We start from the raw sequence: 24,380 nt of genomic DNA, 5'->3' as shown, positions 1-24,380 counted from the left end.
CCTCATGCCTTGGTTTCACCTGCGGGAAGGAGAATGGTAAAAACCGTTCCCTTCCCCTTCCGGCTTTGAACCCGGATATCCCCGTGGTGGCGCTTGATAATGCCGTAGCCCACGGAAAGTCCCAGGCCTGTTCCCTGGCCCACGGGCTTGGTGGTAAAAAAGGGATCAAAGATCTTGGACAGATGCCTTTCTTCAATTCCCTTTCCATCGTCCCTGACCATGATGCTGATCTTCTCATCCATGTCCTTCATGGTGCGGATCTGAATGCGCCCCTTTTTATCCACTGCGTGGCAGGCGTTGATCATGAGGTTGATCAGCACCTGGGAGAGTTCCTGTTCATTGCCCCGGACATTGAGCCGGTCCCCGGTGTCGGGAGTCAGGGTGATCTCAATATTCCTGAAATCGGAATGGTTTGACAAAAATTTAACCACGTCATCAATGACCTTGTTGACATCCACCATCCCCTGTTCGGAAGATCCTTTCCGGGAAAAGGAGAGCAGATCCGACACCACACCTTTGCAGTTTTTTACATGTTTTTCAATGATCTTTAAATCCTCTTGGTGCTCTGGGGATTCCTTGAGCAGAAGCTGGGCGTATCCCAGGATAATGCCCAGGGGATTGTTGATCTCATGGGCCACACCGGCGGACAGCTCTCCCAGGGCGGCCAGTTTGTCGGCCTGGGCGATCTGTCTTTCCATCTGTCGCTTTTCATTCACGTTCTTGATGATGAAATGATGGGTTTTGGCACACCCGAATGCCCCGTAATCCACGCCTCCGGTAATCAGGACCAGCAGGGATTCCTGGTCTTTCCTTGAAAATTCAGCCTCTTCGTTGAGGATATACTCTTTGGCGGCAATTTTCCGGCTGAGCTGCTCCCAGTCCGAGGCGTGGGAGAAAAAACCGCCCAGACCCATTTCCATTATCTCTTCCCGCCCGTATCCGGTCAGGGCGATCCCGGCCGGATTGATCTCCATGATCTGGAACTTATGATCCGTGACGATGATGGTATCCAGGGACTGCTCAAAGATCCGCCTGCACTTGTGCTCGCTGGAGGTCAGCTTTTCGGTTCTCTGGATCACCTTGTGCTCCAGGGTCTGATTCAGATCCACGAGTTTCCCATGGGCTGCCTCCAGCCTCTTTCTGGAGGAAAGAATCTTCTGGTTGATATTCCAGGTCTGGTTAAAAAAGAGGGTGATCAACCCTACCAGCATGAAGGTAGCCGTATTCACACTGCCGGAATAGGCAGAGATGGCCTGCCAGGTCTGCTCATTGGCGGTGAGCACCAGGAACTGCCGCAGGATGTGGCCAAAGGACCTGGATATGGCAAAAATGGTAAACCCGGTGGTGATCCACATCAGATATAGAAACAAGGCGTTATCCGGATCGGTGGATCTGAGGATTCTGGCCTTGTAAAGGCAGAGCAGGGAGATCACTACCATGGCCACAGACCCCAGAATATCAACGGCCAGTATGGGGAGAAAATAGCCTGTCATTTCTCGTCCTCTGCCTGCCGGCGCTGATCATCCACCAGGCTGGACAGCCCCATGTAAAGAAAGAACATGGCCGGGACACAGAAGAGATGGTCCAGCTTCAGCCCGTAATAGACCCAGGTCAGGATCTTTGATCCGTTTTGGGCAACCACCTTGATCCGGTAAAAATCCTGGATCTCCAGTTTCACCGCCCGGATCTGGTTGTCAAAAAAATGAGCGGCCACTGCATCCAGGTTCCACAGGATAAAAAAAAGGGCGGAAAATTGGATCAGCCGCCATCCTTTCTGGCGGTCCAGGGCCTTGCCCCGGATGATGAACATGAGCATGACCATGGAAAACAAAAAAAAGAGATGCCCCATCTGATGGGTAATGATGCCCTCGGAATGCGCATGGAGCTGAATGGCATGGGCATTTACCGGAGCCAGGACCAGGACGGCCCAGATCAGGGCTCTCAAACCCGGGCTTCTCTTAATCCACAGAATCATGACCGGCCCTTTTTTTCCATGCGTGGATGGAAATTTTAAAAACCCCATATATCACAAAAGAAAAGATCACGCAGACCACGAACCAGAACATGGAACTGAAATTGACCCGGGTTCCGAACAGGTCTGCGGTCAGGACCCACTGGTCTCCAAAGCGTTCCAGCAGAGTTCCGGGTGTATACACGGTGGTGACATGGGCGGCCATGAGAAGAATGGGCAGGATATTGGTGAACAGCCCCTTTAAAAGGCCTTCAAAAAAATAATCGTAATAGACCCGGTTCAACCGGGCCTGGTCGATGTTCCTGGCCAGTGCTTTGCCCTTTTCCGGGTCCGGATGTTTCATGGCCTCCTGCCTCACCCCCTGCCAGTGCTCAAACTCCTTTTCCAGGGATCGATACCTCTGGGTCACAAAGATCCGTGACATGAATCTCGTGAACAGGACCGTAAAAAAAGCAAGGACAAAGATCACCACACCCGGACCGAATCTTTCCAGGGGGGAAGCCAGGCCGTCCAGAAAAAGAACCAGATTCTCCAGAAAGATGCTGATCTGCTCCCAGGCCCTGTCTAAAAATGCATCCATAAAATCCTTCTATATATCAGCCACTCATGGAAACGCTATGCTTGAACAAACACAATTTAAAAACCCGTGGTCGACGCCCTGCCCCTTCCGGGTATTATAGGGTGTCGGACCACGGGTTTCAAGAATGATCTTTCCTATACTCTAGATCCAGATTTCAATTTTAAAGAATCTGAAGAACAGGAAGAACAGGGTAATGGCCAGAACAACCTTCAGGGTCATCTCCGAGAACATCTTCTGGGCCCTGGAGCCCAGCATGCCGCCGGCAAACCCGCCGATGATGATGGCAACGGCCAGGGTCATGTCCGGGAGATATCCGGTCATGAGATAGCCGATAAAGGCGCCCACACTGGAAAAACAGGTACCAATGAGGGAGATGGGAACGGCCACGTACATGGGAAGTGCCCCAAGGGTGGTCATGGCCGGCACCAGGAGGAAGCCGCCGCCGATACCGAAGGACCGGGAAACCACACCAATGGCCAGACCCAGGATGGCAAACAACAGGGGATTGATCCTGAATTCCTCGCCCCAGAATTTAAACCGGTAATCTGTAAGGCCGGTTTTCACGGGCTCGATGCTGCCCATTTCAGCGGACCTGCCCTCGGCTTTGGCCTTGGCGATCTCTTCGTTGAACTTCTTGGTCATGGCCTTGATGTTTTTTCTCTTTGCCATGGCAGCCGGGCGCATCTCCATGAGGGTCTTGATCCCCATGATCACCACCAGAACGGCCAGCCATTCCTTATAGGCCTTCATGGGAAGAACTGCAGACACGTATTTGCCCAGCCAGATGGAACCGATAAAGATGCCCACGCCGAAAGAAAGACCTACGGGCCATGCCACCCGTTTTTCAACCACGGCATACCGGTAAAAGGATCCCAGGGGGGAGAAAAGGGTCAGGGCCATGTTGGAAGGTTTGAGCACGTTGGCCGCGTTGATGCCCACGGGCCCCATGGTATTGACCACAAGCACCTGGAAGGCGGCCATGAGCATGCCGCCGGCCGCACCGATCATGGAGAAGTAGGTCCCCACCAGGATGGCCCCGATGACGATCCACAGGGGGTTCATGTACCGAAAGCCCTTGGTGAGCCAGTACCCGTTTTTCTCAATTTTATAGTCCCCGATCTTGGCTCCGTTGACATAAACGTCAAACTGGGTATCGGGAGGCGTATGGCGAAAGGACTTAAAGGAAACCGTATATTCACCCGTGGCCTTGTCCAGTTTCACGTTGGTGCCCTTGTCCCAGTAGTTGCCGCTGGACTGGTCACCGATCACGCTTCTGGAAAAGATAACCACTTTTCCGATCCGATTGCCTTCTTTGACAATGGTGTTGATCCCGTAGCTGTTTTCATTGGCCCACCTGAAAAAATTCCACTGGTCGTCGCTCTTGATGGGACCCAGCATGGCCCTGGCCTGGGCATCCACGTCATTGAAATTCTTTTTCAGGTAAAACATGGTGGTGGAGTAGATTCCGTTGCCTTTTCCCAGAAGAACCGAGGGACCGCCGAATTTTTTCTTATCCACTTTCCCGAATTTTTCCGGCACATTGGTGATCAGGTAATAGAGGGGAGGAATGCTTGTTTCTTTGGTAAACCCGCCCTTCTCATATGCTTTTTTAAATTTCTTGATTTCGTGAACCCCGCTGGTATCCTTGGGGGCAAACATATCCTGCTGGGAAACGGCGATGTAGAGGTCCTGACCCGGTTCGATCTTACCCGAGAACTCGACCATATCGCCGGCCTTGTAGGATCCTGCCGAAATGCTGTTGGCCGCATGGCTTCCGGTGGCGGCGAACGCCAAAACCAATGCCGTCAAAATGAAACCCCTAAAAAATTTCTTCATCTAACTCTCCTTATAAATTTAACTATAATTTAAAATACCTGACGGCCAGTTTGGCCCCCAGATAACTTGTCACACCTGAAACAATCATATAGACAAACAGATCCAAGACACCCAGGGCAAACCACCCGCCCGGCAACAGGGAACCGGCCGCATTCACGGCCACAAAGGTCAGGGCTCCGCCCCCGATTCCCAGAACAAAGCTGAAAAGCCCTGTATTGTGAATTCTGTCCGTCAATGCCTCCACCAGCCTGTAACCGGTCATTGCTCCGTTAAAGGCGACAAAAAGAGGCATAATAAAAAAAATCTTCTCCATTGTGATAAAGGTCGAACAAAAAGCCGCCAGGATCAATGATCCCCCGACCCCGATGCAGACCGATTTTAAGGCTGAAATGGTCATTTCTTCACCCTTTCCTTTTCAGTTAAGGCCCTGTTGGACATCAGTTTGACACAGGAAGGACAGAGATGATGATGCTCTTTAGTGTCCGGATGTCCCTGGGTGGTTTCCTCCACGTGGCGGAGAAAACTTTCCGTGGCATAGGTGTTTCCGCAGGCCTCGCATCTTCCAAGGGTGTGCTGGCCTGCGATCATCTCCTTGATAAAAATGGTCCTGACATTTCCCTCATCCAGAACCCGGATCACGTTGGTGGGACAGAGATTGGCGCAGGTACCGCAGCCAATGCACTGGCCGGCCCGGGGAACCACCTGGGGACCCTCTGGAGTTTTCTCCATTTTCAGGGCCTTGGCCCCTACGATTTCACTGCAGACCCGGATGCACAGCCGGCAGCGGATACACCCGTTGGGAGGCGGAGTCACCTTTACATCATAGGCCTTGGCCAATGCCCGGATCCGGCCCGAGTCGGGTGCCATCTGCAGGAGTTTGTTAAAGGCCTTTTCCCGGGCCTCCATGACCAGGGGGGAATCGGTCTTCACCTCCAGGCCTTTTTTCACCTTCATGATACAGGAGAGCATCACCACCTGCTTCCCCGTTGGCGAGGCCACTTCAACCCCGCAGAGCTTGCATGAACCCGAGGGTTTTAACGCCGGATGAAAGCAGAGATGGGGGATTTTAATTCCGTTTTCCTTGGCCGCACTGAGAACGGTCTGCCCCTCCTGTGCCTCAATTTTCCTGTCATCAATACGAATTTCAATCATGGGCTGCGTCCTGGAGATCTGAAATATAATCTTTGAGGTAGTGGAGTTCCCGGGTCAGAACTTTGACATGTTTTTTTACCAGATCCTCCAGGGCCATCACAGAGACGATCTTCCCATCCTCAACCACGGGCAGATGCCGGATCCCGGCTTTAATCATCATGCCCATGGCATCTTCCAGGGTATCCCGGGGTTCGGCAACGATGAGTTTGTCGGTCATCACGTCCCGGATGGGGATGTCACAGATCTCCTTTCCCGGGAAAAGAATATGGGACCGGACCAGGTCCCGTTCGGTAAAGACCCCGCAGGACTGATCCCCGTCCATGACCATGAGGGCCGAAACATGGTATCCTGACATGAGTTTGACTGCCTGATCCACATTCTGATCCGGGGCGATGGTATGGAATCCGCCTTTTCCGTCTTCCAAAAGAGCTTTAACCTTCATCCTTGTTTTCTCCGTATTTCCTGAAAATTTTGCCTTATTCGACCAGTTTCAGGCAGTCCTGGGGCAGTCTGTGGGTGCCCTTGCCCTCCAGGCTCACCTCGATCAGGGCTTCGGGATCATTGATATTGGTATCCGGGTCGGTCACATATCCGTGGAGTCCTATAAAATCATCCATATACGGTTCCCAGGCCTCGTCCCCGGACTTCTGAAATACCTCTATTTTATTTCCGCGCTGAAACTGCATGATCCCTCCTTATCTATGAAAGGCTGAAGGTTTTTAGGCTGAAGACGGTTAGATTGCCTGCTGTACTCTTCAAAACTGTTATGGATTTTGCGGGCGAATCTTGGTCGGTCCATGGTCGTTATTCCATCCATTCAGACCTAGCCTTTACCTTCAGCTTTTTTAAGGTATCGGCCGGGTGGTTACATTGATTTTGGCGCTCAGCTTGCGCTGGCACTCATTGCACAACAGCCTGTCCTGGGTAATTTGGGTCATATTGCCGGTTTTCCTGGAGATAAACTGCATATATTCCGCAGAGGGCAGAATGGCATTACACTCTTCACAATACTGGATTTCCTGGCTGTTGAGTATGGTGCCGCAGAGCTTGAGCATGCGCTGTCCCTGTTTCTCTTCAATGACCAGGGCATGGTTCTCGCAATTGGCTGCACAGGCCCCGCAGGTGATGCAGCGTTCAGATGTGGTCCTGAAATCGGTTTCCACGGGATGATCAAAATCCAGATATCCCATCTGAAGGGCGTCGATCCCCATTTTGTCCCGGCAGATCTCCACGCATTTTCCGCACCGTCTGCAGATATCGCACCGCAGGCACCGGCCGGCTTCCCTTCGGACGGCCTCCTCGTCATACCCCAGTTCTGCCTGCTGGAACATGGTCCGGCGCCTGTCCATATTCAGCATGGGCATGGAAGGCCGCTTCAGGGTCATCTTCCGGGCAGCCGACATCTCCATGACCGGTTCAATATTGTACCGGACCGGAATTTTCGGCATCCTGGGCTGGGGAATGCCGTTGAGGTATCGGTCAATGGCCTCGGCAGCCCGTTTCCCGCCGCCAATGGCCTCGATCACCGTGGCCGGGCCGGATACGGCGTCTCCGGCGGCAAATACCCCGGGCATCCCGGTTTCCATGCTGGCATGGTTGACCTCAATGGTCCCTCTCTTGGTCCAGTTGATCTTTTCAAATGCCTTCATCCCGGAATCATCCACATACTGGCCGATGGCGCTGATCACACAGTCTGCATGAACCGTGAAATCCTTGCCCGGGATGGGTGCCGGGGAAAGCCGGTCCGATCCTTTCTGCTTCACCAGCTCCGCCTTGATGCATTCCAGCCCGGTAATGGTATCATTCTCCCCGGAGATGGATTTGGGGATGGTCAGAAACAAAAATTCAACCCCCTCCTCCTCTGCCTGCTCCACCTCTTCGATATCCGCAGGCATCTGGGTCCGGGTCCGCCTATAGGCGATACTCACCTTTTGGGCCCCCAGTCTCAGGCAGGTCCGGGCCGCATCAATGGCCACGTTGCCCCCGCCGATGACCACCACCTGCTTGCCCGGCAGATGCCGGTCCCCCAGGGCGACATCCTTGAGAAAGGTTACGGCATCAATGGCCCTGGAAAACTCTTTTTCCCCTGCAATACCCAGATCCCATGCCTTGTGGGCGCCAATGGCGATGAAAAAGGCGTCTGTGCCTTCATTTTTCAATTCTTCATAGGTGACATCTTCACCGAACCGTGTGTTATAGCAGATCTCCACCCCCAGGTCCTCGATCATGCCCACTTCCCGGTCAATGACCTCCCTGGGCAGCCTGTATCTCGGGATTCCCACCATGATCATGCCCCCCGGAACCGGCAATGCCTCGATCACCTTGACCTGGTAGCCCATGAGCGCCAGGTAATAGGCAGCGGACAAACCACCGGGACCGGCGCCGATGACGCAGACCTTTTTGCCGTTGGCCTCTTTTTTCTCGGGATTCTCATAGGCCCTCTGGGACATGGCCCGCTCGGCGGCAAAGGCCTTTACAAACTTGATGGAAACCGGGGTATCGATCCTGCCCCTCACACACATCATCTCACAGGGCCGGGTGCAGACCAGGCCGCACACCCAGGGAAAAGGGTTGTCCCGCCGGATCACCTCAATGGCCTGGGCATCTTTGCCTTCGGCAATGAGGCTCAGATAGGTGGGAACATCAATACCGGCCGGGCAGGCCATCTGGCAGGGGGAAGGGGCCAGTTTCCCGCAGTCGTGGGAAGGACAGTTCTTTGATTCAATATGGCTGATGAAAACTTCCCTGTGGGTCTTGAGGATCTGTTTAAGAACCCCGGCCGTTTCCAGATTCTGCCCAAGGTTTCGATCATAGGCATATTCCTCAATCAGGGAATCAATGGCAGCCAGGTGGTCCGGACCGGCCGCCCCCTCGGAAATCTCTTCGGCCATGTGCAGGATCTGTTCTGAAATCCGTCTTCCCCGCGGATCTGTCAGCCCTTCCGGACCGATGCATCCTGAAAGATAGATAATGGTTTCCCTGACCGGGCAGGTATTTTCAGCCATATAATGCTCCTTATGGACTAGACGGTGTCTTCAAAGGATGCCATTGCCTTGGCATGCCTTTCCCTGCGGATCTGACTCATCTCTTCCACCTGGCCGAATTTGAGGCAGCCAGTGGTGCAGGTGGAGACACAGGCCGGCTCAAGCCCCTGGTCGATCCGGTCCATGCAGAAGTCGCATTTGACCACGGTCCCGGTTTCCTGATTCCATTGGGGTGCTCCCCAGGGGCAGGCAGACACACAGGTCTTGCACCCGACACAGAGATCCTTTTCAACAAAGACAATCCCGTCTTCAGGCCTTTTCTGCATGGCGCCGGTGGGACAGGCAGACACACACCAGGGATTCTCACAATGGAAACAGGACATGAAGATGAACGAAATTTTAGGTACGGATCCAATGGTTTTGGGCCCCACCTGGATGACCTGGCAGGGCTTGGGTCCCATGGCAAGATGTTTATTGGACTTGCACTGGATCTCACAGGTATGGCATCCAATACATTTTTTATTGTCCTGGAACAGGTAGTATTTGCTCATTCAACGCCTCCGGCTGTCAATTGTGAATTACCATTTTCTATTTATTCTTTTGACCGGGCTGCACTATAATCCCGGTGCTCTTTTTCCATGGCGATTTTCAGGCCATCTGTTGAAAAGACTGCGATAAGCATGCCAATGGCTTTTTTACAGTCAAAATAGTGGGGACTTGGATAATAACACCTTGAAATAATAAATAATTAATTAGATCCGGCATTCGAATATTCCCCTGCCGGCATCCGGGTATAAAACAGGAACGTCAAACCTCTTGAAACAGTGGATATAAAGGATTTTCCGGAGTCTGCCGTGATTTTTTTTCCCCGGGGACAGGCATTGGAATGTGCAATAAATTCATTGCGCTGCATTTTTTTTAATGCACAGAATCCAATTTCCTGGAATTACCGGACCGGAGCATTCAGGGAAGACGGCCCTCCCCTCAGCCAACCTTGGACCCGGATAAGAACGATACCCTTCTGGTGCAATCCGCCTCTGCCCCCAGACAATCAAAACCTGCCTCCCGCCTCCATGCCGGACCGCCCGATATGATACAAAAATGCGATTTAGGGCGGCACTTTATATGGATCTTAAAAAATTCAATTTTGTAATCAATCTGCATTCAATTTTGTAAGATTTTCAGACCCCAAAACCCAATCCATCTTGCAAACCCCTTTAATTACAGGACTAACAAGATTGGCACAGAAGTTGCTGAGCTATTTCAATGAAACTTGTTTGCTTAAAATGAAATGAAAAACCAAAGCCCTGAATTCAAAAGGGCGGTAAAATAGTAAGGATGCAAAACCGAAATGAAAGACCTGGACAAACCCTTTGAAATAACAAAAACATTCGGCCTCGGCGTATTGCTGAAACTGACAAAAACAAACATCGGCGGGATTGAGATAGAAGAGAGGCAGGGAAAGCTGACGGCCAATGTCAGTACCGGCGAATTGATCAAGGCGGTAAACGCCACCATTGAAGGTCACAATATCAGGCTGCAGGTTCTTTAATCCTGGAGTTGCAGCCAAAAAAATCTGTCTTCAGCAATCCTCGGGGATGTCCGGGTAAAGGTTGACAATCAGGGCTTTTCAAGGATCAGGGTTTCTGGGACGGGGAGTCAAAATCGATGATTTCATCCCCGCCGGAATAGGGTTTTTTGGCAACCCGCTTGACCTCCTGGATCTTTCTGACGATATCGGCCATGCGCTTGCCGGCCTGTTCTATCTTTGAGATATGAACGGCCATCTTTTCAGGATCGTTTTGATCCATTTCTAAAAGCTCGATGTTTCCCAGGAGAATCATCAGGGGCTGGTTGAGTTCGTGGGCCGTGGCACCGGCCATCTGGAGAAGGACCTTAAGGCGCTCCTCCTCAATCACCCCCTTTTGCTGCTGAACAATCTTCTCATTGGCAGCCCGAAGTTCCGCCTCCATGGATTTTCTGTGCTCGATTTCATGCTCGGCCTTTTCCTGGATCTTCCTGAAATCCATTATCCTGCCGGTCGCCTGGGTAAAATCCTCAACGGCAAACAGGGCGAAAAAGCCCGGCTCACCGGGAATGGAGACCCGGGATACCGTGGTCTGGAAAATCCTGGACTTTCCATTGGGAAGGGCGGAAGGAAAAAGAAGTCCGTGGACCTGGGAGGAAAATTCAAGCGGTGCTCCCTCTGCCAAAACCGTATTGATCCGGCCCTTGAAATCCTCTTTATTAAAATGGGGATAGACATCGCCAAGACTCCTGCCGGCAACCTCTTTTCTTGTTTTCTTTGTCCACGCCTCAAGGCATCTGTTCCAAAAAACAATATCATGGTCTTTATCGATGACACAAACACCAATGGGAATGCTGTCCAGAAGACTGAAACTTTCAGAAAAAAGAGAAGTTTTATCCATTTTTGGCGGCTTTTAAACCCATTGTTCTAAGGAGTTCAGTGAATCCTGCTTCTGCAAAATAAAGACGGGGCCTTTACAGGATTTTCCACATTTCTATCATAATCCCGGCTGAAGAATCAAGATCAGTTTGTACCGGCTCCCAGACTTTTACCCGAAGGGCAGATGTCAAAAAGGGGACAGCCATTGCATTGGGGTTTTCTGGCATTGCAGATCTCCCGGCCGAAATAGATCAGCTGCAGGGAGAGATCATTCCAGGAGGATTTGGGAATGATGTCCATGAGTTGAAACTCCACCCGGACCGGATCCTTATGATCCGCCAGCCCCAGCCGCCGGGAAATCCTGTGGACATGGGTATCCACCACAATGGTCTGAATGCCGAAACAGACTGACCGGACAACATTTGCCGTTTTCCTGCCCACCCCGGGAAGCCGAGTCAGGGATTCGATATCCCCGGGGACCACGCCCTGGTGCCGATCCACCAGAGCCCCGGCGCAGGCTTTGATGTTTTTGGCCTTGTTATTGTAAAACCCGGTGGAGAAAATGATCTTTTTGATATTCTCCAGGGGAGCCCCGGCCAGGGCTTCCGGCGTGGGAAACTCGGCAAACAGCGGCCCGGTTACCTGGTTCACCTGGCGGTCGGTGCACTGGGCCGAAAGGATGGTGGCGATGAGAAGCTGGAACGGCGTCTGATGCTCAAGCTGGGTCTTGACAACCGGATACCGCCTGCTTAGTCTCTTTAGCAGAATTTTAATATTGGATTTTTTCATCGTTTTTATAAGCTGCTTTTATATATGAATCAGGATAAAATCACAAGATCGACAAGCCCCCGGATAAAAGCACTGGGCCTCTGCTCGGGAGGGCTGGACAGCATGCTTTCGGCCCTGGTGCTGAAAAAACAGGGTATTGAAGTCACCTGGGTCAGTTTTGAGACCCCGTTCTTTTCATCGGAATCCGCCCGGAAAGCATCTGCCCGGACCGGAATCGAACTCATTACCCGGGACATCACCCAAGATTACATGGAAATGCTCCTGGCGCCCAGGGCCGGGTACGGCAAAAACATGAATCCCTGCATGGACTGCCATGCCCTGATGTTTGCCAAGGCCGGAGACCTGATGAAAGAAAGGGGATTTCATTTTCTTTTTTCCGGTGAGGTGGTGGGGCAGCGCCCCAAATCCCAGACCAAAAATGCCTTGAGATATGTTGAGAAAAATTCAGGCATGGACGGATATATCTTAAGGCCCCTAAGCGCCCTGTGCCTGCCGGAAACCCCCATGGAAAAACAGGGCCTGGTGAACAGGGAAACGCTTTTGGGCATTAACGGCCGGTCCAGGAAAATTCAGATGGACATGGCCCGGGAATTCAAAATCCGTGACTACCCCTCCCCTGCCGGGGGATGCCTGCTCACGGATCCTGGTTTTTCCAAACGGCTCAGGGACCTTCTCTTTGTCCAGGAAACCCGTGAAGTGCGGCAGATCCATCTGCTCAAGCACGGGCGTCATTTCAGGCTCAACTCTCCGGAAAGCACAGACAAATGCAAACTCATCATGGGAAGAAACAAAGCAGACAACAAAAACATCCTTTCCCTGGTTGACCCGGAAAAGGATCTTCGGCTCCGCCATACCTCCCTGCCCGGCCCGGATGCGGTTTTAACCGGAAAGTTCGGCCGGGAACAAGTGCAGACTGCCGCAGCCATGCTGGCCTCCTACACCAAGGCCAAACCCGGCACTCCTTCGGAAGTAAGAATTATTCAAAACGAAAAAGAATCCCTCATTCAGGTAACTACCCCGGTCTCTTCCGAATTCCAGGACTTGATGATCTGAATATCACGAACTCATACAAACAGTTCAACTTAAATTTTAAATCCCGGCTCTCAAATTGATAAAGTATTGAGTAGACTTTTCGGTAGTTGACTGAAAGATTGCACTTATAATATCATATATTAAAATTAAATACTTATTAGATCACAAGCCCGCTTTGAGGCGATTTAAATCTTCAGAAATTCCCAAAATGTCAAATTTTTGAGGGAATATATTTTTAAATATCTGCAAAGAACAAACTCCAACTTGAGCGCATGTTTTCAAGCTCAACATCATTTGTGTGTCGCCTGCTGCAAGACAATGAGTTTTATAAACAACGGCTTTTTCGTCTTTACAAGCTTTGATCGCTGACAGCACTCCTGTTGCATTCGGATGAGCACCAAGATCGATGGTCAAATCATATAATTTTTGTGCGATGCAAAAGGTCTCGTTGTCAATTTTTCTAAGGCATTCCAAAGTATTGTACGCAGAAAATGTTTTTTTACATCGTTCTTTTTTTTCTTCATTTTTCTCTCGATTTAGCCATATTTGCAGTCTTTTAGGACTTTGGGAGATATAAAGGCCATATAGACTAACTTCAAGACAACCTCGTAAAACCAAATAAGTTTCAAACGTTTGCCCAGCGAGGGCAAGGCTTATACTTCCCATAAAAGAACATTGAACCCGCATTATGAAAAAAGAATAGTACAAATCTTCGGTTTTTTGTATGTGATCAATAATTTTCCCAAAACTGTTAACAATATCATGCAAAACTTGATATTCGGTTCTTAAATTCACAAACGATGCAAGTGTATTTTTATAAGCCTGTTCAAGATATTTCGACAAGGAATCATTACCCCAACCTGGTGGTAATTCCTGGTAATTAATCATTGATTTTCCTATTCAATCATTCTTTAAAATGGACTATTAGAGCTTTTAAAACATCTTTGTGCTATTTTTTTAAAAGTTGACCAAGACGTCCGAGAAATCCACCTGGTGCATTCCCCATTGGAAAGAAACCGCATATTAAGGATAATTTGGAGATAATCATTCCTAACCCAGAAATACAAGTGTAAATTTGAGAGAAAGACACTATTCTAACCGACCGTCAAGGACCGCAGCTCCGCAGGGCGAACGATTCTAACAGGCTCTAACCTGCACTTCTTAAGAAAGGGGAAAACTCACTTCGTTCAATCAGTTCCCCTTTTTTAACATAGAAGCACGGCCAAGAGCCTGTAAAGAATCCCGTCCGATGACTCCGCTTGCAGCCCTCAACAGCCTCCCTGCCAGCATGACCTTTGAAGAGGATCAATTTTGGCACGCCTGGAGGATCAGACAGGGAAGGCAAGGGGTTAAGCGGCTTAAAAGACCGGGGTCCCAGGATGGGAAAACCACGGGCTTTTCAGCTTCATCTGCTCCCATGGACGGGAGCAGATGATTTAGCGGAACACCCCTTGCCTCTCCCTGCCGGGTTATGCCTGTCCGTTCAATTTAAATTTGGTTTTGTTGAGAGGGAAAAACCGACGAGATCCCAATACCGATTTAAATTTTTCTGAAGGGACATTTTATACCCTGAAAAAAACACATGGGCAACTCCCCTGAAAACGGCGACTTCACATTTTGCAACTCGGCCCCCATGTTTGGATAAAAATTTACCCATATGCAAGGCGCAAGAGAATATAAGACCGGAGCGTACTTTTGTACGTGAGGATCTTAGATTTTTTCAGCAACGCCGCAGATGGGTGGACCTTTATCCAAACATCTTGGCTTTGAGCTGGCCGCAGGCCGCTAGTATATCGTCCCCCTTGCTCTTCCGGACAATGGCGGTCATGTCCCGGTCCAGCAGGATCTGGAGAAAGGAAGAGACCCGTTCCTTATCCGGCCGCTTAAAATCACAGCCCGGGTGTTGGTTAAAGGGAATCAGGTTGACCTTGGCCCTTAAAGGGCTTAACAGCCTGACAAGGGTCTGGGCATCCTTGTCGGAATCATTCACCCCCCTGATAAGGATATACTCAAAGGTGATCTTGTTCCTGGGCTTCATCTTGAAATCTTTGCAGGCCCTGAGCAGGTCTTTTAAGGGATACTTCTTATTGATGGGCATAAGCCTTGTCCGAGTTTTGTCATCCACGGCGTTCAGGGAAACGGCCAGGTTAACGTCAGTCTGATTTCCAAGGTCGGATATCCTGGGTACCAGCCCGGAGGTGGATACGGTCACCCTGCGGGGGGAAAACTTCATGCCGAAATCCGTATCCGTGATAATGCCCAGGGAGCGGATCAGATTCTCGTAATTGGCAAGAGGCTCTCCCATGCCCATGAACACGATATTGGACAGGCTCAGGGGCTCAATTCCCCTTTCGATGAGAAAAAACCGGGCATCCCTGACCTGGGAGATGATCTCGGAAACCGTAAGGTTCCGTACAAACCCGCCCCGAGCCGTAAGACAAAATTGACAGTCCATGGCACAGCCCACCTGGGAGGAAACACAAAGGGTGAAATGATCCTTTTCCGGGATGAGGACAGATTCGATATGGGTCCCGTCCTCCAGCCGGAACAGGTATTTTTCCGTGGTATCCTTTGAAACCTGCTTTTCTTCCAGGACCAGGCGGCTCAGAACAAAATTTTCCTTTAACGTTCCCCGCAGTTCCTTGCCAAGGTCGGTCATCTCATCAAAATCCCTGGCCTGGCGAAGGTAGATCCACTTGAAAATCTGCCCGGCCCTGAAGGGTCTGACGCCTCTGTTTTCAAGCCATTGAGCCAGCTCGTCCCGGGTGTAGTCCAGTATATTTTCTGCCATATAATCCCTGCTTTAAATTTTTATTTTCTTGACATATCACGGAATATAGTCTAATTTCAATGATTTGATTTGACACTTTGGACCGACGCTTTTATGTTTGACAACTTGAGTGACAGGCTGGATTCAGTCTTTAAAAAATTAAAAGGTCACGGCACCCTGAACGAAGCCAATATCGAGGAGGGCCTTAAACAGGTCAGGATGGCACTCCTTGAGGCGGATGTCAATTACAAGGTTGCCAAAAAGGTGATTTCAGACATCAAAGCCAGGGCCATCGGCCAGGAGGTCATGCAGAGCCTGACCCCTGCCCAGCAGGTCATTAAGATTGTCAATGAAGAGTTCACCAGAATGATGGGGTCTGAACACCAGGATTTGAATCTTGACGGCAAGACCCTGGGGTCAATCATGCTGGTGGGTCTGCAGGGATCCGGTAAAACCACTACGGCAGGAAAGCTTTCCCGCCACCTGCGCAAGCAGGGCAGGAAGCCTTTTCTCGTTCCCGTGGACGTTTACCGGCCGGCAGCCATTGATCAGTTGAAAAAAATCGGGAAGCAGTTGGAAGTCCCGGTGTTTGATTCTTCAACGGATATGAAGCCCCTGAAGATATGCCAGGATGCGCAATTGGCCGCAAGAGAACAGGGATGCGACACCCTGATCCTTGACACGGCCGGCCGGCTGCACATGGACGAAGAGCTCATGGCTGAGCTTGAGGGCATAAAAAAAGGGGTGAATCCTTCGGAGATTCTCCTGGTGGCAGATGCCATGACCGGACAGGATGCGGTGAACATTGCCGGGTCCTTTGACAAGCGTCTGGATCTGAACGGATTTATCCTGACCAAAATGGATGGAGATGCCAGGGGCGGAGCCGCCCTTTCCATCAAGGCGGTCACCGGGAAACCCTTGAAGTTCATCGGTGTGGGTGAAAAATCAACTGCACTTGAACCCTTTCATCCGGACAGGATGGCATCCAGGATACTGGGGATGGGGGATACCCTCTCCTTTATTGAAAAAGCCCAGGATGCCGTTGACCAGAAGGAAGCCAAGGCGATAGAGAAAAAACTTCGGGCAAATGCGTTTACCCTTGAGGATTTCAGGAACCAGATGAAATCGGTCCGGAAAATGGGATCCATCAAGGACCTTCTCGGCATGCTGCCCGGGATGAATAAGAAACAACTCAAAGGGCTGAATATCAGTGATAAGGAATTTGTAAGAATCGAGGCCATCATCAATTCCATGACCCCCCAGGAAAGGGATCAGCATGCCATTATCAAGGCATCCAGGAAAAAGAGAATTGCCCTTGGCTCCGGGACAAGCGTCCAGGAAGTGAACAAACTCCTCAAAAGCTATACCCAGTCCATGAAAATGATTAAAAAATTTAATAAAGGCGGCATGCGGTCTTTAAAAGGCATGCTTCCGTTTTAAGGAGAAAAATATGTCCGTAAGAATCAGGTTGACCCGGAAAGGCACCAAAAAGAAACCTTTTTACAGAATTGTGGCCGCCGACCTTGAAAGCCCCAGGGACGGCAGGTTCCTCGAAGTACTGGGAACCTATGATCCCATGACCGAACCGGCCGCCATTAATTTGAAGCAGGAAAGAATTCAATACTGGCTGGGAGAAGGGGCCAAACCCTCCACCACGGTCCAGAGCATATTGAAGAAACAGGGAATGGCCTCTGCATAAGGAACCGCCACTGAAAAACCTTGAGTATTCTCACCCCCACCCCCAAGACGGTAAAAGGAGATGGATTTATGAAAGAGCTGATAGAGTACATTGCCAAAGCACTGGTGGACAATCCTGACCAGGTTCAGGTGTCTGAAATTGTCGGAGATCAGACATCTGTACTGGAACTCAAGGTGGCAAAAGAGGATCTGGGGAAGGTAATCGGGAAACAGGGGAGATCCGCCCGGGCCATGAGAACCATTTTAAGTGCGGCCAGCACCAAACTCAAAAAGAGGACGGTTCTGGAGATCATCGAATAGACCATGGATAAAAACGGCCTGCTAACCATCGGCAAGGTCACCGGGGTCCACGGTCTTGGCGGAAACCTCAAGGTCAGATCCTTTGCCGAATCCCTGGATACCTTTAAAAAGGGGGGGCAGGTAAGGGTCAGGCCCGATGATCTTTCTTCCAAGATCTCCGGGGAATGCAGGTCTTTTACCATTGAAAAGGTTTCCCCCAGAAAAAAAGGACTTCTCCTGGCCTTCAAGGGTGTGGATACAAGGGAAGATGCCGAAGAGCTTATCGGGTGGGAGATTCTGATTCCCAGGGACGAACTTCCTGAACTTGAGGAAGATACCTGGTACTGGGAAGATCTTTACAACCTTGAGGTGATCGATGAGAACCTGGGAAGTTTAGGAATTATTGAGAGAATCTTCCCCACCGGGGCCAATGATATTCTGGTGGTCAAGGACAAAAAAACCGGCCGGGAGGCCCTGATTCCCATGCACCGTCACTTTGTTAAGAGCGTGGACATGGAGAATAAGATCATGGGGACACGGCTTCCTCCGGGATTTGATCAGGTGATTGATCAATGAAGTTCACAGTGCTGACCCTTTTCCCCGAACTTGTGGAGGTTTTTTTTGACCACGGCATGATCGGCAGGGCCATGGAGAGGAAGCTGATTTCCGGAGAGAGCATCAATATCCGGGATTTTGCCACGGACCGGCACAGGACAGTGGATGACAGGCCCTATGGGGGAGGCAGCGGAATGGTTATGAAACCCGAGCCCCTTGGCCGGGCAATCCGGTCTGCACGGGAAAAATCCCCCCGGGCAAAGGTGATCCTCATGACCCCCCAGGGCAAGCGGTTTAACCAGGAAGACGCCTGCCGGATGGCAGAGGAAAATCAGGACCTGATCTTTGTCTGCGGCCGGTATGAGGGAATTGATGAACGGGTTCATTCCCTTTTTGTGGATGAGGAGATGTCCATCGGGGATTATGTTATGACAGGGGGAGAACTGGCAGCCATGGCCATTATTGATTCAACGGCCCGTCTGATCCCGGGAGTTTTGGGAAGTGAAGCCTCGCCCCTTGCAGATTCTTTTGTGGACGGCCGGCTTGAACATGCCCAGTATACCCGGCCGGAACGTTTTGAGGGAATCAAGGTTCCTGAGGTCCTTCTTTCGGGGGACCATGGAAAAGTGGCCCAATGGCGGCTGAAATCCGGGCTGACCCGGACCTTTTTGAACCGGCCGGACCTGTTCGAACAGACCCGGCCGTCAAAAGAGGAAAAAAAGGTCCTGCTCCAATGGGCCCAAGAACTGAAGGCCCTGGCCGGAGAATCGGTCTAGAGACCCTGAATGGCAGCCCCTGCGGACAACCTTTATCTGGCTTTGGTCCATTATCCGGTTATGAACCGGAAAAACATGGAAATCGGATCGGCCTTGACCAACATGGATCTCCATGATATTGCAAGGGCCTGCCGGACCTTCGGCGTCCGGGGATATTACGTGGTGACGCCCTTTGAGGACCAGGTTGAACTGGCAGACCAGATCATCCGGCACTGGACCCATGGAAAGGGAGGAGAGCTAAACCCCTCCAGGAAAGAAGCCCTTGAAATGATCCGGGTCACCCGGACCTTTGAACAGGCTTTGGAGGAAATTGAAAAAAAAGACAATCGGGAGGTGGTGACCATTGCCACCAGTGCCAGAGATTCTGGAGACTGCATCACCCCCCGGGAACTGAAGACAAGATTAAAGAACAATGCATCCCATGTTCTGGCCTTTGGCACGGCATGGGGGCTGACAGAAGGGTTTATCGATTCATGCAATCTGAGGCTTGCACCCATTAACGGCCCGGGGGCATATAATCACCTTTCTGTCCGGTCTGCTGCATCCATATATTTAGACAGGATTACCAACGACTGAACATTCAGTACGGCTGGGTTGTTCAGCCGAAAGGAAAGGAACCAGGAGGAAACATGACAAACGTAATAGAAAAATTGGAAAGAGAACAGATGCGCCTTGATATCCCCGATTTTGATTCAGGGGATACCGTAAAAGTGCATGTTAAGATCAGGGAAGGCGAGAAAGAGCGCATCCAGGTATTCCAGGGTGTGGTCATCAAAAAAACAAAAGGAATGGCCGGCGCCCGGTTTACTGTAAGAAAAATTTCCGGCGGTGTCGGGGTTGAAAGAATTTTCCCCCTGTATTCCCCGATTATCGACAAAATTGAAGTGGTTACCCGGGGCAAGGTCCGCCGCTCCAAGCTCTACTATCTGAGAAACCTGCGCGGAAAAGCCGCCAGGATCAAAGAAAAACGTTTTGCCTAAACCCTGTTTCGACTCCCATGTGGCAGTTTGAAAAGGATTTAACAGGTAGAGGATACAGGCATATCGCAGGATTGGATGAGGCCGGCAGGGGACCCCTTGCCGGCCCTGTCGTTTCTGCTGCTGTAATCCTTTCCCCGGATTTCCACTGTCCGGGCATCAACGATTCCAAAAAATTATCCCCTAAAAAAAGAGACGCCCTCTTTCCGGTCATCCAGGCCCAGGCCCTTGCATGGGGGGTGGGCATCTGCGACCATGAAGAGATCGACCGGATCAATATCCTCCGGGCATCCCTGCTTTCCATGAAACGGGCCGCAGAGAAGCTTGCCATTCTTCCTGATTTTCTGCTCATCGACGGCAAGTTCACCCTGGACATGGACCCGGAGTCGAAAATCGGCCAGCAGGCCCTGGTCAAGGGGGACTCAAGAAGCATCTCCATTGCCGCGGCCTCCATCATCGCCAAGGTGACCCGGGACCGGATCATGGAGGATCTGGACAGGACCTATCCGGTTTACGGATTTGCAAAGCATAAGGGATATCCCACCAAGGCCCACAAACAGGCCATCCTTGAACACGGGCCCTGTCCCGTACACCGGAAAACCTTCCGAGGAGTAAAGGCCCCATGAGCCGGGCCAGGCAGGACCTGGGCAAAAGCGGTGAAAAACAGGCCGCCCGATATCTGAAAAAACAGGGCTACATTCTTGTCGAGACCAATTATAAAACCCGGTTCGGAGAAATCGATATCATTGCCCGGGACAAGGATGTCTTATGCTTTATTGAAGTCAAGGCCCGGAGTGAAATCCAAAAGGCCCTGCCCAGGCAGGCAGTCAATCCGGCCAAACAAAAAAAAATCATCAACACAGCCTCTTTTTTCCTCAAAGAACAGAAACTCACGGATCAGAGGGCCCGGTTTGATGTGATTGAAATGATCCCTTCCAACGGAGACTGGCAGATCAACCTGATTCCCAATGCATTCCAGGCCGGATAAATTTTGAAACCAGGCACCTTATATATTGTGGCCACCCCCCTGGGAAACCTGGAGGACATGACCTTTAGGGCGATCCGGATTCTTAAGGAGGCAGACCTCATTGCTGCCGAGGATACCCGTCATTCAAAAAAACTTCTCGACCATTACGGGATCCGGACGTCCATGATTTCCTGCCATGAACACAACGAAGAGAGAAGATCGGGTCAGATCCTCAGCCATTTGCAAGAGGGGAAGAACATTGCCCTGATAACCGATGCCGGAACCCCCTGCATTTCCGATCCCGGATACAGACTGGTCCGGCTGGCTGCTGAAAATGATATTTTTGTCATACCGGTGCCCGGATGCAGTGCATCCATTGCCGGGTTAAGCGTTTCAGGACTGCCCACGGATTCTTTTTTATTCTGCGGCTTCCCGCCCAGGAAACAGGCCAGGATGAACCAGGCACTCAACCGCCTGAAACCCCAGACCGCCACCCTGGTGTTTTACGAATCCCCCAAACGGATCAAGACTCTTCTTAAAAGGGCTGTTGATCTGTTTGGAAACCGGAATGCCTGTCTGACAAGGGAAATGACCAAACGCCATGAAGAGTACCTGCGGGGCAGCCTGTCCGAGATATTGCTCTGTCTTGAGACCCGGGACCAGGTCAAGGGCGAATGCGTTCTTTTTATCCAGGGACAGGACCCGGACCAGAATTCTCTTTCCCCGGATGAACTGGAGGCCGTCATCCTGGACAGATTAAAAGAAAATCCGAAAACCTCGGACCTGGCAAAAGAACTGGCCGCCACCTTTAATGTTTCCAAAAAGACCGTCTACGATACGATTCTGAGCCTCAAAAACACCGCTTCATAACCGGCTTCATTCCCAAAAAATAGTTCCTGTCCCAATTATTAGGATTGTGTTAGGATATGAGCCGAGATCTTGAAAAATCGGCTGAACTAGCTTAAAAACAGGCCTGATTATTAGGCCAAGGTTAGCAAGATACAAGAAAATCATTAAATCACATCTTAAATTAGACCATATTCATTTTCATCCATTTTTCCATATGGAGCATTTTTCCAAGATAAAAGGACCTGAATAACGCCATGGGCATTGAAATCTACTATGTCATTGCAGGGATGCTGATCCTGTTTGCCATTTTTGATCTGGTTGTCGGAGTCACCAATGATGCGGTGAATTTTTTAAATTCATCCATTGGATCCAAAGCGGCACCCTTTCTGACCATAATCATCATTGCAAGCCTGGGCATCCTGGCCGGGGTCACCTTTTCCGGGGGCATGATGGAAGTGGCGAGAAAGGGAATTTTTCATCCGGAATTTTTTACCATGCCCGAGCTTTTGACGATTTTTCTGGCGGTCATGATCACGGATATCCTTCTTCTGGACCTGTTCAACACCCACGGACTTCCCACCTCCACCACGGTATCCATCGTGTTCGAACTTCTGGGTGCCGCGGTGGCCCTCTCCTTTCTGAAAATCATGGCCCAGACAAGCAACGGCCTGGGCCTGTGGGATTATATCAATACGGCAAAGGCCATGGCCATTGTGGGCGGAATCCTCCTGTCCATTGTGGTGGCTTTTGCTTCCGGGGCGATTATGCAGTTTATCTCCCGGATGATATTTACCTTTGACTATGAAGAGCGCCTGAAACGCTACGGGGCCTTGTGGGGAGGGATGGCCATGACCGCCATCACCTTTTTCATCCTGGTCAAGGGCTCCAAAGGGGCCACTTTCATGGATGCCCAGACCGTAACCTGGATAAAAGGAAACTCCCTGGCAATCATGGCCGGCATATTTGTGGTTTCCGCCGTGATCTTCCAGATTCTTTTAAGTATATTCAGGGTGAATATTCTCAAGCTCATTGTTCTGGTGGGGACCTTTGCCCTGGCCATGGCCTTTGCCGCCAATGACCTGGTCAATTTCATCGGTGTGCCCCTGGCAGGACTGAATGCATTTCAAAACGCCCTGGCCTCGGCAGATCCCATGAACGTGACCATGGAGGCCCTGAGCAAAAAGGTGCAGTCCCAGACCAGTATCATGCTCATTGCCGGAACCATCATGGTGATCACCCTGTGGATATCCAAAAAAGCCCGAACCGTAACTGAAACCGAAATCAGCCTGGGCCAGCAGGATGAGGGCATGGAACGCTTTGAATCGGTCTGGCTGTCCAGACGTATTGTCAATCTTTTTGACAGCCTTTTCAATTCCGTCAGGACCCTTACCCCCCATGCCGTCCGCAAGGCCATTGCCGCCCGGATAACCCCGAAGTCGGAAACCGTTCACGTGGCCATCAAGGAAAAACCCCACTTTGATCTTATCAGGGCCTCTGTAAACCTGATGGTGGCCTCGGCCGTGGTTTCCTTTGCCACCTCCCTTAAACTCCCCCTGTCAACCACCTATGTCACCTTTATGGTGGCCATGGGCAGCTCTTTTTCCGACCAGGCCTGGGGAAGGGAAAGTGCGGTATACCGGATCACGGGCGTTCTTACCGTGGTCGGCGGATGGTTTATGACCGCCCTGATCGCCTTTGTGGTCTCCTTTATTGCAGCCAATATCATCTATCACTTTAACCTGCCCGGAATTATCTGCCTCATGGCATTTGTGGGATTCATGATATGGAAAAACAAAAAACGCCATGAGGGCCATGAGAAAACCAAAGAGGAAATGAATATCTTCCACCTGGAAAAAGTGGAAGATTTCCAGGAATCCGTATCCAAGACCTTTGACCACCTGGCCTACCAGCTCAGGGGGATCAGAGAGTCCTTTGTTATCACCTTTGATGCCCTGTTTGAAGAAGATTTGGAAAGTCTTCGGGCCCAGCGCAAAAAGACCAAGCAGTTCCAGATGGGCACCAATATCATCATTGCCAATATCTTTAAGGTGCTCCGCCTTCTGCAGAGGGAAGAAAACGAGGTGTCTTACAACTACTACCAGATCATACGGCGCCTGCAGAAACTGTCCGACGGGCACCGGGATACGGTGATCCGCTGCACCATGCATGTGGCCAACAGGCATAAGGGACTGTTGCCGGCCCAGATCGAAGAACTCAAGGAAATCAAAAAGATAATCCTCTATATCCTGGAACAGGTGGAAATGGCCTTCAGCAAAAAAAATATTGTGGACTGCCATCATATCGGAGCCCAATTCCACTATCTGCGGGAACTTGTGGATGATTACAATGCCAATCAGATCGAACGGATCCGTGAAGAATCCTCCAAAACCCGGCTGAGCATCATGTTCTATGCCATTTCAGGCAATTGCGTAATGATGGCCAAACAGACGGTAAAACTGCTGGAGATCTTTAACGAGGCCTTTCCCCTGGATGATCCCCAGAAAGCCTGCAAATAAGAACTCATCCCTGATAAAAATAAAAAAGGCCGGTATATTTTTGATACCGGCCTTTTTTATTTTCAGCCGGCAGGTTAACCTTTCCCTGAAAACCCAATTTATTTCCATGGCTTGAAACCCGTTACCTAATGCAACACCCCATTGGAAAAAGGGTTAATCAAATTCCCCCGGTCTTGTATCCAAGAGCATTCTCCGGATTGAAATATTTATCGAATTAGAGTATACCAGTGCCCAATTATTA

Annotated in this window: 27 protein-coding genes; 13 read left to right on the top strand and 14 right to left on the bottom strand. The window is 50.7% G+C overall.

The window, feature by feature from the left end:
* Positions 1 to 2: 2 nt before the first annotated feature.
* The 10 genes from F608_RS0122725 to F608_RS0122680 all read right to left on the bottom strand — a co-directional run bounded on the left by F608_RS0122725 (position 3) and on the right by F608_RS0122680 (position 9,075).
* Complete coding sequence (locus tag F608_RS0122725; protein ID WP_027363029.1) at positions 3 to 1,493, bottom strand: two-component system sensor histidine kinase NtrB; 1,491 nt, start codon at positions 1,491 to 1,493, stop codon at positions 3 to 5.
* Positions 1,490 to 1,975 carry a hypothetical protein gene (locus tag F608_RS0122720; RefSeq protein ID WP_022668013.1) on the bottom strand — a complete coding sequence of 162 codons (486 nt, stop codon included), beginning with the start codon at positions 1,973 to 1,975 and terminating at the stop codon, positions 1,490 to 1,492. Before F608_RS0122720 ends, F608_RS0122725 begins: the two co-directional genes overlap by 4 nt.
* On the bottom strand, positions 1,959 to 2,552 hold the full coding sequence (locus F608_RS0122715; protein WP_022668012.1) for a hypothetical protein: 594 nt from the start codon (positions 2,550 to 2,552) through the stop codon (positions 1,959 to 1,961). The genes F608_RS0122720 and F608_RS0122715 overlap by 17 nt, the downstream gene beginning before the upstream one ends.
* A 141-nt stretch (positions 2,553 to 2,693) precedes the next feature.
* Positions 2,694 to 4,388, bottom strand: coding sequence for a sulfite exporter TauE/SafE family protein (locus F608_RS0122710; protein WP_022668010.1), 1,695 nt, complete (start codon positions 4,386 to 4,388; stop codon positions 2,694 to 2,696).
* Positions 4,389 to 4,410: 22 nt separating this feature from the next.
* Positions 4,411 to 4,785: a hypothetical protein gene (locus F608_RS0122705; protein WP_022668009.1), complete on the bottom strand. Its 375-nt coding sequence runs from the start codon at positions 4,783 to 4,785 to the stop codon at positions 4,411 to 4,413.
* Complete coding sequence (locus tag F608_RS0122700) at positions 4,782 to 5,540, bottom strand: 2Fe-2S iron-sulfur cluster-binding protein (RefSeq protein ID WP_022668008.1); 759 nt, start codon at positions 5,538 to 5,540, stop codon at positions 4,782 to 4,784. The genes F608_RS0122705 and F608_RS0122700 overlap by 4 nt, the downstream gene beginning before the upstream one ends.
* Positions 5,533 to 5,982 (bottom strand): CBS domain-containing protein, encoded by a 450-nt coding sequence (locus tag F608_RS0122695; protein ID WP_022668007.1) that lies wholly within the window; start codon positions 5,980 to 5,982, stop codon positions 5,533 to 5,535. Before F608_RS0122695 ends, F608_RS0122700 begins: the two co-directional genes overlap by 8 nt.
* 34 nt (positions 5,983 to 6,016) lie before the next feature.
* On the bottom strand, positions 6,017 to 6,226 hold the full coding sequence (locus tag F608_RS0122690) for a hypothetical protein (RefSeq protein WP_022668006.1): 210 nt from the start codon (positions 6,224 to 6,226) through the stop codon (positions 6,017 to 6,019).
* Positions 6,227 to 6,385: 159 nt separating this feature from the next.
* Positions 6,386 to 8,545, bottom strand: coding sequence for an FAD-dependent oxidoreductase (locus F608_RS0122685; RefSeq protein ID WP_022668005.1), 2,160 nt, complete (start codon positions 8,543 to 8,545; stop codon positions 6,386 to 6,388).
* Between the two features lie 17 nt (positions 8,546 to 8,562).
* Entirely contained in the window at positions 8,563 to 9,075 is a 513-nt protein-coding gene (locus F608_RS0122680; protein WP_022668004.1) for a 4Fe-4S dicluster domain-containing protein, read from the bottom strand.
* An 800-nt stretch (positions 9,076 to 9,875) separates the two neighbouring features.
* Between F608_RS0122680 and F608_RS0122670 the strand changes: the two genes are divergently transcribed.
* Complete coding sequence (locus F608_RS0122670; protein ID WP_022668001.1) at positions 9,876 to 10,076, top strand: hypothetical protein; 201 nt, start codon at positions 9,876 to 9,878, stop codon at positions 10,074 to 10,076.
* Between the two features lie 85 nt (positions 10,077 to 10,161).
* On the opposite strand, the gene F608_RS0122665 is transcribed toward F608_RS0122670, so the two are convergent.
* A complete protein-coding gene (locus F608_RS0122665) occupies positions 10,162 to 10,953 on the bottom strand; it encodes a PAS domain-containing protein (RefSeq protein WP_022668000.1) in 792 nt (263 codons plus the stop codon).
* A 122-nt stretch (positions 10,954 to 11,075) separates the two neighbouring features.
* A complete protein-coding gene (nth, locus tag F608_RS0122660; RefSeq protein ID WP_022667999.1) occupies positions 11,076 to 11,720 on the bottom strand; it encodes an endonuclease III in 645 nt (214 codons plus the stop codon).
* Between the two features lie 24 nt (positions 11,721 to 11,744).
* Here nth and F608_RS0122655 point away from each other — a divergent pair, with 24 nt between their 5' ends.
* Positions 11,745 to 12,773 carry a hypothetical protein gene (locus tag F608_RS0122655; RefSeq protein ID WP_022667998.1) on the top strand — a complete coding sequence of 343 codons (1,029 nt, stop codon included), beginning with the start codon at positions 11,745 to 11,747 and terminating at the stop codon, positions 12,771 to 12,773.
* A 141-nt stretch (positions 12,774 to 12,914) separates the two neighbouring features.
* Here the strand turns inward: F608_RS0122655 and F608_RS0122650 are convergent, their stop codons facing one another.
* Entirely contained in the window at positions 12,915 to 13,640 is a 726-nt protein-coding gene (locus tag F608_RS0122650; RefSeq protein ID WP_022667997.1) for a hypothetical protein, read from the bottom strand.
* A gap of 859 nt (positions 13,641 to 14,499) precedes the next feature.
* Positions 14,500 to 15,543, bottom strand: coding sequence for a dual-specificity RNA methyltransferase RlmN (rlmN, locus tag F608_RS0122640; protein ID WP_022667995.1), 1,044 nt, complete (start codon positions 15,541 to 15,543; stop codon positions 14,500 to 14,502).
* Positions 15,544 to 15,636: 93 nt separating this feature from the next.
* Here rlmN and ffh point away from each other — a divergent pair, with 93 nt between their 5' ends.
* From ffh to F608_RS0122580, 11 genes are all read left to right on the top strand, one after another.
* On the top strand, positions 15,637 to 16,962 hold the full coding sequence (gene ffh, locus F608_RS0122635) for a signal recognition particle protein (RefSeq protein WP_022667994.1): 1,326 nt from the start codon (positions 15,637 to 15,639) through the stop codon (positions 16,960 to 16,962).
* Positions 16,963 to 16,972: 10 nt separating this feature from the next.
* Positions 16,973 to 17,221 (top strand): 30S ribosomal protein S16, encoded by a 249-nt coding sequence (rpsP, locus tag F608_RS0122630; RefSeq protein WP_022667992.1) that lies wholly within the window; start codon positions 16,973 to 16,975, stop codon positions 17,219 to 17,221.
* A 68-nt stretch (positions 17,222 to 17,289) separates the two neighbouring features.
* The gene (locus F608_RS0122625; protein ID WP_022667991.1) at positions 17,290 to 17,520 is read left to right on the top strand and encodes a KH domain-containing protein; all 231 of its coding nucleotides are present in this window, start codon (positions 17,290 to 17,292) and stop codon (positions 17,518 to 17,520) included.
* Positions 17,521 to 17,523: 3 nt separating this feature from the next.
* On the top strand, positions 17,524 to 18,075 hold the full coding sequence (rimM, locus tag F608_RS0122620) for a ribosome maturation factor RimM (RefSeq protein WP_022667990.1): 552 nt from the start codon (positions 17,524 to 17,526) through the stop codon (positions 18,073 to 18,075).
* Complete coding sequence (gene trmD / locus F608_RS0122615; RefSeq protein ID WP_022667989.1) at positions 18,072 to 18,830, top strand: tRNA (guanosine(37)-N1)-methyltransferase TrmD; 759 nt, start codon at positions 18,072 to 18,074, stop codon at positions 18,828 to 18,830. The genes rimM and trmD overlap by 4 nt, the downstream gene beginning before the upstream one ends.
* A gap of 9 nt (positions 18,831 to 18,839) precedes the next feature.
* Entirely contained in the window at positions 18,840 to 19,406 is a 567-nt protein-coding gene (locus F608_RS0122610) for an RNA methyltransferase (RefSeq protein ID WP_022667988.1), read from the top strand.
* A gap of 53 nt (positions 19,407 to 19,459) precedes the next feature.
* Positions 19,460 to 19,810, top strand: coding sequence for a 50S ribosomal protein L19 (rplS, locus tag F608_RS0122605; protein WP_022667986.1), 351 nt, complete (start codon positions 19,460 to 19,462; stop codon positions 19,808 to 19,810).
* A 17-nt stretch (positions 19,811 to 19,827) separates the two neighbouring features.
* Complete coding sequence (locus F608_RS0122600; protein WP_022667985.1) at positions 19,828 to 20,433, top strand: ribonuclease HII; 606 nt, start codon at positions 19,828 to 19,830, stop codon at positions 20,431 to 20,433.
* The gene (locus F608_RS0122595) at positions 20,430 to 20,795 is read left to right on the top strand and encodes a YraN family protein (RefSeq protein ID WP_022667984.1); all 366 of its coding nucleotides are present in this window, start codon (positions 20,430 to 20,432) and stop codon (positions 20,793 to 20,795) included. The genes F608_RS0122600 and F608_RS0122595 overlap by 4 nt, the downstream gene beginning before the upstream one ends.
* A 3-nt stretch (positions 20,796 to 20,798) precedes the next feature.
* The gene (gene rsmI / locus F608_RS0122590) at positions 20,799 to 21,644 is read left to right on the top strand and encodes a 16S rRNA (cytidine(1402)-2'-O)-methyltransferase (protein ID WP_022667983.1); all 846 of its coding nucleotides are present in this window, start codon (positions 20,799 to 20,801) and stop codon (positions 21,642 to 21,644) included.
* Positions 21,645 to 21,877: 233 nt separating this feature from the next.
* A complete protein-coding gene (locus F608_RS0122580; RefSeq protein WP_022667982.1) occupies positions 21,878 to 24,139 on the top strand; it encodes an inorganic phosphate transporter in 2,262 nt (753 codons plus the stop codon).
* Positions 24,140 to 24,380 lie beyond the last annotated feature (241 nt).

Origin of the sequence: Desulfospira joergensenii DSM 10085 (assembly GCF_000420085.1) — a bacterium.
In the GTDB taxonomy this organism is placed as follows: domain Bacteria; phylum Desulfobacterota; class Desulfobacteria; order Desulfobacterales; family Desulfobacteraceae; genus Desulfospira; species Desulfospira joergensenii.
Note: the sequence above shows the minus strand (reverse complement) of the source record. Positions and strands in the feature narration are given on the sequence as shown.

Coding starts and splice junctions, on each gene's coding strand:
- F608_RS0122610 (WP_022667988.1), top strand. CDS start 18,840: ATGGCAGCCCCTGCGGACAACCTTTATCTGGCTTTGGTCCATTATCCG.
- F608_RS0122720 (WP_022668013.1), bottom strand. CDS start 1,975: ATGATTCTGTGGATTAAGAGAAGCCCGGGTTTGAGAGCCCTGATCTGG.
- F608_RS0122680 (WP_022668004.1), bottom strand. CDS start 9,075: ATGAGCAAATACTACCTGTTCCAGGACAATAAAAAATGTATTGGATGC.
- F608_RS0122690 (WP_022668006.1), bottom strand. CDS start 6,226: ATGCAGTTTCAGCGCGGAAATAAAATAGAGGTATTTCAGAAGTCCGGG.
- F608_RS0122600 (WP_022667985.1), top strand. CDS start 19,828: ATGTGGCAGTTTGAAAAGGATTTAACAGGTAGAGGATACAGGCATATC.
- F608_RS0122695 (WP_022668007.1), bottom strand. CDS start 5,982: ATGAAGGTTAAAGCTCTTTTGGAAGACGGAAAAGGCGGATTCCATACC.
- F608_RS0122670 (WP_022668001.1), top strand. CDS start 9,876: ATGAAAGACCTGGACAAACCCTTTGAAATAACAAAAACATTCGGCCTC.
- F608_RS0122655 (WP_022667998.1), top strand. CDS start 11,745: ATGAATCAGGATAAAATCACAAGATCGACAAGCCCCCGGATAAAAGCA.
- F608_RS0122625 (WP_022667991.1), top strand. CDS start 17,290: ATGAAAGAGCTGATAGAGTACATTGCCAAAGCACTGGTGGACAATCCT.
- F608_RS0122595 (WP_022667984.1), top strand. CDS start 20,430: ATGAGCCGGGCCAGGCAGGACCTGGGCAAAAGCGGTGAAAAACAGGCC.
- F608_RS0122725 (WP_027363029.1), bottom strand. CDS start 1,493: ATGACAGGCTATTTTCTCCCCATACTGGCCGTTGATATTCTGGGGTCT.
- F608_RS0122650 (WP_022667997.1), bottom strand. CDS start 13,640: ATGATTAATTACCAGGAATTACCACCAGGTTGGGGTAATGATTCCTTG.
- nth (WP_022667999.1), bottom strand. CDS start 11,720: ATGAAAAAATCCAATATTAAAATTCTGCTAAAGAGACTAAGCAGGCGG.
- trmD (WP_022667989.1), top strand. CDS start 18,072: ATGAAGTTCACAGTGCTGACCCTTTTCCCCGAACTTGTGGAGGTTTTT.
- F608_RS0122715 (WP_022668012.1), bottom strand. CDS start 2,552: ATGGATGCATTTTTAGACAGGGCCTGGGAGCAGATCAGCATCTTTCTG.
- F608_RS0122700 (WP_022668008.1), bottom strand. CDS start 5,540: ATGATTGAAATTCGTATTGATGACAGGAAAATTGAGGCACAGGAGGGG.
- rimM (WP_022667990.1), top strand. CDS start 17,524: ATGGATAAAAACGGCCTGCTAACCATCGGCAAGGTCACCGGGGTCCAC.
- F608_RS0122665 (WP_022668000.1), bottom strand. CDS start 10,953: ATGGATAAAACTTCTCTTTTTTCTGAAAGTTTCAGTCTTCTGGACAGC.
- F608_RS0122710 (WP_022668010.1), bottom strand. CDS start 4,388: ATGAAGAAATTTTTTAGGGGTTTCATTTTGACGGCATTGGTTTTGGCG.
- rpsP (WP_022667992.1), top strand. CDS start 16,973: ATGTCCGTAAGAATCAGGTTGACCCGGAAAGGCACCAAAAAGAAACCT.
- rlmN (WP_022667995.1), bottom strand. CDS start 15,543: ATGGCAGAAAATATACTGGACTACACCCGGGACGAGCTGGCTCAATGG.
- F608_RS0122685 (WP_022668005.1), bottom strand. CDS start 8,545: ATGGCTGAAAATACCTGCCCGGTCAGGGAAACCATTATCTATCTTTCA.
- F608_RS0122705 (WP_022668009.1), bottom strand. CDS start 4,785: ATGACCATTTCAGCCTTAAAATCGGTCTGCATCGGGGTCGGGGGATCA.
- ffh (WP_022667994.1), top strand. CDS start 15,637: ATGTTTGACAACTTGAGTGACAGGCTGGATTCAGTCTTTAAAAAATTA.
- rplS (WP_022667986.1), top strand. CDS start 19,460: ATGACAAACGTAATAGAAAAATTGGAAAGAGAACAGATGCGCCTTGAT.
- F608_RS0122580 (WP_022667982.1), top strand. CDS start 21,878: ATGGGCATTGAAATCTACTATGTCATTGCAGGGATGCTGATCCTGTTT.